At 43.1% G+C, this 5,416-nt stretch carries 6 protein-coding genes; 2 read left to right on the top strand and 4 right to left on the bottom strand.

All coding sequences use genetic code 11. The annotated features are described in order from the left end of the window. Nucleotides 1-176: 176 nt before the first annotated feature. The 4 genes from ccoP to ccoN are packed head-to-tail and all read right to left on the bottom strand — an operon-like array spanning nt 177 to nt 3,402. Nucleotides 177-1,151 carry a cytochrome-c oxidase, cbb3-type subunit III gene (gene ccoP, locus AB4496_RS22330; protein ID WP_009846709.1) on the bottom strand — a complete coding sequence of 325 codons (975 nt, stop codon included), beginning with the start codon at nt 1,149-1,151 and terminating at the stop codon, nt 177-179. Beyond that, entirely contained in the window at nt 1,151-1,327 is a 177-nt protein-coding gene (locus tag AB4496_RS22335) for a CcoQ/FixQ family Cbb3-type cytochrome c oxidase assembly chaperone (RefSeq protein WP_009846708.1), read from the bottom strand. Before AB4496_RS22335 ends, ccoP begins: the two co-directional genes overlap by 1 nt. 9 nt (nt 1,328-1,336) lie before the next feature. Beyond that, nucleotides 1,337-1,957 carry a cytochrome-c oxidase, cbb3-type subunit II gene (ccoO, locus tag AB4496_RS22340; RefSeq protein WP_004742292.1) on the bottom strand — a complete coding sequence of 207 codons (621 nt, stop codon included), beginning with the start codon at nt 1,955-1,957 and terminating at the stop codon, nt 1,337-1,339. Between the two features lie 11 nt (nt 1,958-1,968). Further along, nucleotides 1,969-3,402 carry a cytochrome-c oxidase, cbb3-type subunit I gene (gene ccoN / locus AB4496_RS22345; protein WP_009846707.1) on the bottom strand — a complete coding sequence of 478 codons (1,434 nt, stop codon included), beginning with the start codon at nt 3,400-3,402 and terminating at the stop codon, nt 1,969-1,971. A 252-nt stretch (nt 3,403-3,654) separates the two neighbouring features. Between ccoN and AB4496_RS22350 the strand changes: the two genes are divergently transcribed. Continuing rightward, nucleotides 3,655-4,020: a hypothetical protein gene (locus AB4496_RS22350; protein WP_009846706.1), complete on the top strand. Its 366-nt coding sequence runs from the start codon at nt 3,655-3,657 to the stop codon at nt 4,018-4,020. A gap of 115 nt (nt 4,021-4,135) precedes the next feature. Continuing rightward, on the top strand, nt 4,136-5,320 hold the full coding sequence (locus AB4496_RS22355) for an FIST signal transduction protein (RefSeq protein WP_009846705.1): 1,185 nt from the start codon (nt 4,136-4,138) through the stop codon (nt 5,318-5,320). The last annotated feature ends 96 nt before the right edge of the window (nt 5,321-5,416 follow it).

Consider the following 5,416-nt stretch of genomic DNA (forward strand, 5'->3'; position numbering starts at 1 on the left):
CAATAACCGTCATGATGGTCCAAATAACTACTGTCGCTGGCAACGCGATTAAGAACCACGGCCAAAACTGTTTATACCAAGGCTTTACCATAAAAAAGATCTCAAAAAAGAATAAAAAGAAGGGGTTATAAAATAAAGGAAAGACAGCCTCTTAGAAAGAGGCTGTTATTGAAATGTTACTTATTATCCGAGTTGCTTAAGCTCCACACGTATGATGAAATCAGTTGTACTTTATCCTCGCCTAGAATGTCTTTCCAAGCAGGCATCACGCCAGAGCGTCCGTACATTACTGTTTCCGTCACAGCTGCGCGAGAGTCGCCAAACAACCAGTCGCGGTCAGTCAGGTCAGGTGCACCTACAGCAGGGTTACCCTTACCATCTGTACCGTGACATGCAGCACATACAACAAAGCGTGCTTTACCAGCTTCAGCTTCACGAGCATTCACACTACGTCCAGAAAGGCTAAGCGTGTAGCTAACCACTTCTTTAACGCCTTGCTCGCCAAGTGCATCTTTCCAGCCTGGCATTTGGCCAACACGACCATGCATGATTGTTGTCACGATAGCTTGTGGTTCACCACCATATAGCCATGCGTCATCAGTTAGGTTAGGAAAACCTTTTTGACCACGAGCATCAGAGCCGTGACACTGAGAACAGTTTTGCAAGAATAAACGTTGGCCCACTTTAATTGCGTCAGCATCTGATGCAATGTCAGGGACAGAACGTAAACCATTTTCGTCGTGAGCTAGCTTTTTGAATGCTTCACCAAAATAGGTGTTGGCGTCATCAAGCTCTTTCGCGTACTCGTCTAACTGCTTGTTCGCTTGAGCCGCAGCAATCGAAGAGCGAGACTCTTCAATACTACGAACTTCTTGGTTTGAACTTGTCCAACCTAGTAGACCTTTAAAATTGCCAAGGCCAGGGTAAAGAGCAAGGTAAACCGCTGCAAACACAATCGTACTGATGAAAAGGTATGTCCACCATTTTGGTAGTGGGTTATTAAGCTCACGAATACCATCGTATTCATGGCCCATATCATGACCTTCTTCTACGCCAGTTCGATCTTTAAAACACCAACGAAGCAAGACAGCACAACCAATTAGGGTACCAATCGTAATCGCACTAACCCAGATACTCCAGAATGTACTCATTACTTTGTCACTCCTTGATTTTTAGAACTTGTTGCCGGCTCGTCGTCTGCAAACACTAGGTTCGCATCTTCGTCGAAACGTGATTTACGATTCTTGCCGTATGCCCACCAAACGATGCCGATGAAGCAAGCAAAAACAGTAACAGTCCAAACACTTTGAAATGTAATAATGTCCATAATTATTCCTTATTTCATTGCGTGGCCAAGCGATTGAAGGTAAGCGATGATTGCATCCATCTCTGTTTTTCCTTCAACATCTTGTTTAGCGTTAGCAATTTGTTCGTCTGTGTAAGGAACACCAAATTGATTACGGAAGAGTTCAAGCTTCTGTTGAGTCAATTTGCCATCAAGTACATTCTCAGCAAGCCATGGGAAACCAGGCATGTTTGATTCAGGAACAAGTTCACGAGGGTCGATAAGGTGAACACGGTGCCACTCATCAGAGTAACGATCACCAACACGCGCTAGATCTGGACCAGTACGCTTAGAACCCCATAGGAATGGGTGTTCCCAAACGCTTTCGCCCGCTACAGAGTAGTGACCGTAACGTTCAGTTTCAGAGCGGAAAGGACGAATCATTTGGCTGTGACATACGTTACAACCTTCGCGGATATAAATATCACGACCTTCCATTTCCAGAGCAGAGTAAACGCGTAGGTTTTCTACAGGTTCAGTCGTCTGCTTTTGGAAAATAAGAGGGGTAATTTCTACTAAAGCACCAAAACTGATAGCAATAACGATCAAGATCGCCAGTAGGCCAACGTTCTTCTCTACCAACTCATGGCGATTATTTGAATTTGAGCTCATTCTAAATCTCCTTAAGCCGGTTGAGGGATAGCTTTAAGGCTATCTTTAGGTGCAGAAACAGTTTTGTACGTGTTGTATGCCATTAGGAACATACCAGATAGGAAGATAAAACCACCTAAGAAGCGTACAAAGTAGAACGGGTAAGATGCTTCTACAGATTCAACGAAGCTGTAAGTTAATGTACCGTCAGAGTTAACTGCACGCCACATCAGACCTTGCATCACACCAGAAATCCACATTGCAACAATGTAGAAAACCGTACCAATCGTTGCTAACCAGAAGTGAACATTGATTAGAGATACAGAGTACATACGCTCTTGACCAAATAGTTTAGGAACTAAGTGGTAAACCGAACCGATAGAAACCATCGCAACCCAACCTAGCGCACCAGAGTGAACGTGACCGATAGTCCAGTCCGTGTAGTGAGATAGTGCGTTAACCGTTTTGATTGCCATCATAGGGCCTTCGAAAGTCGACATGCCGTAGAATGATAGAGAAACGATTAGGAAACGTAGGATAGGGTCGTAGCGTAGCTTATGCCACGCACCAGATAGAGTCATAATACCGTTGATCATGCCACCCCAAGATGGAGCAAACAGAACCAAAGACATAACCATACCTAGAGACTGAGTCCAGTCTGGAAGTGCTGTGTAGTGTAGGTGGTGAGGACCAGCCCAAATATACAGAGACACAAGAGCCCAGAAGTGAACAATCGACAAACGGTAAGAGTAAACAGGGCGACCAGCTTGTTTAGGAACGAAGTAATACATCATACCTAGGAAACCAGCTGTCAATAGGAAGCCTACCGCATTGTGTCCGTACCACCATTGCACCATTGCATCGATCGCTCCGGAATAAATCGAGTACGATTTAAACGCAGATACAGGAACAGCCAGGCTGTTAACGATGTGCAACACGGCAACCGTGATGATGAAGGCTCCGAAGAACCAGTTAGCTACATAAATGTGCGATGTCTTACGCTTAATCATGGTTCCGAAGAACACGACCGCATAAGCTACCCACACAAGAGTAATAGCAATATCGATTGGCCATTCAAGTTCTGCGTATTCTTTACCAGAGGTTAAACCTAACGGTAAAGTAATTGCAGCGGACAGGATAATCGCTTGCCAACCCCAAAAGGTAAAGGCTACGAGAGGGCCACCAAAGAGACGCGTCTGACAGGTACGTTGCACAACATAATATGATGTTGCAAACAGCGCACTTGTACCGAACGCAAAAATAACCGCATTAGTATGCAGGGGACGTAAACGACTGTACGTCAGCCACGGCGTATCAAAGTTTAGCTGTGGCCAAACTAATTGAGCGGCAATCAAAACACCAACGCCCATACCGACAATACCCCACAAAATTGTAACGAGGGTAAATTGACGGACGACCGTATAGTTGTAGTTTTGTTCAAGCTGCTTTTCTTGGCTCATTTGCATGCTTCCAATTTCTTATTTACTACACTTTACTTCCAACACGACTCACGTCGTAATGCCACCCAAATTAGAAAAGGAAATTCAGCCTATTCAGAGCTTTATTTCCACTTGCTGATTTTAAAAAAAAGTGGCATTTTCAACGCGACACTATACTTGAATTAACAAATCAATGACAGAGTAGTAACCTTACGCTTGGTCTGGAATTGGATTTTTATTTAAAAACTTTGAACTTTGTAACAAGGAGTAAAGATTATAATGGCGGCACAAAAGCTAACAAAAGGCAGGCTTGTTCAAATTATCGTCATGTTGGTTATTTTAATAGCTGCATTTACTTGGAGAACAGTGACATACGACAATGACGAAACAGTAAACTGTATAATTTCTAAACCTTGCCAAATTACTATTGATAAACATAATGTTTTAATTTCGGGTGATAACCTAGGGTATTCGATCGAAACATCTAAAACTGGTAAATTTATCATTAACTATAATGAGAGTGGAACTCTAGAAGAAAAAGGGGCATCAATTTGGCTGTTACGAACGAACGCTCAGAACTCCTCAATAACGGTTACATTTCCACAACAGATAGCCACACTTTCTGTAAACCTTTCTAAGGAATAACACAGTAACAAGTTAGTCTCACCTCAATTCTTTTGATAGAAATATGTACTAAGTCAGTGAAATAGATTGTATAAAAGTGTTATAAAGAGAGCATTAATAAAATCTTCCGAGATCTATGAAATTTCTATCAAAAGTCTCTTATTCCCTAGACGATAAAATCGCAGTAGATGAGCTGCTCAGTGGGGTGGCAAACCCTGACGATATTGCCTGTCTTATCTGCTACTGCACCGAAGAGTACTCCACACTTGCTGTGCAGAGATATTTGGTAGATGCGCTCCCGAATACACCAATACATGGCTGCACCACTTGTCACGGTATTATGACCGAAACAGGGTTCCATTCAGGCCCTGTGATTGGGATACTCATCATCTATGATTCCGGGATCAATGCCTACGGTACCGGCATCAGTCACTTTGGCGATTCCATAGACCGTAGTACATTCAGCGCCATCGATAAAGCATTAAAGAACGCCAACCGAGAAGGTGAAATACCCGATCTTATCTTGCTCCATTCCACCCCAGGAAATGAAGAGAAGGTGATGGCGGCCATCGATAACAAATTTGGCACAGAGGTGCCGATTATTGGTGGAAGCGCAGCAGACAATCAAGTGTCTGGAAATTGGAGTATCTTTACCGAAGAAGCTCTTGCTATTAATGGCGTCTCTTTAACGGTGTTTTTTGCGTCACAATCCATCTATTCATCTTTTAGCGCCGGTCATACACCCACTCAGTATTCAGGCACCGTCACCAAAGTAAGAAATCGAATATTGTTAGAGATCGACCATAGGCCTGCGACCACCGTTTATAATGAATGGACTAATTTTCATTTAGGTGGCAGTGATGATGGGTATATTTTTGAAAAGTCGACAGTTTATCCATTAGGTCGAAAGGTCGGTTCTTCTTACGACTACCCATATTTCAAGTTGTCGCATTCGATCAGAGAAACTGAGTGTAACGGTATCGAGTTGTTCACTGATATCAATGAAGGTGACACCATCTATTTGATGCAAGGCTCTAAGCAACAACTTATCAGCCGTGCCGCTAACATCATTCATTCGTCTTACTATAATGATATGGATCTTGAAGAAAAATTAGGGGCGATCAACATATTCTGTGCAGGACCAATGCTGCACCTAAAACAAGATATGGATGAGGTTTGTGACCAAATCAATCACGCACTTGGTGGGCTTCCATACATATGTCCATTTACGTTTGGTGAGCAAGGCAGACTCTCTGGTGGTGAGAATGCGCACGGAAATTTGATGGTATCGTCTGCAACGTTTTATAGGCTGAAAAAGTAATGGATACTGAAGACCAGGAAGCGCTGCAAGAAGCTCGTATTGAACTCCAAAAACTAAAGGTCCGTGAACGTAAATTAGCTGAAGAGAATAGGGTGA

The organism is Vibrio sp. 10N.222.46.A1 (assembly GCF_041473595.1).
GTDB classification, from domain to species: Bacteria; Pseudomonadota; Gammaproteobacteria; order Enterobacterales; family Vibrionaceae; genus Vibrio; species Vibrio tasmaniensis_A.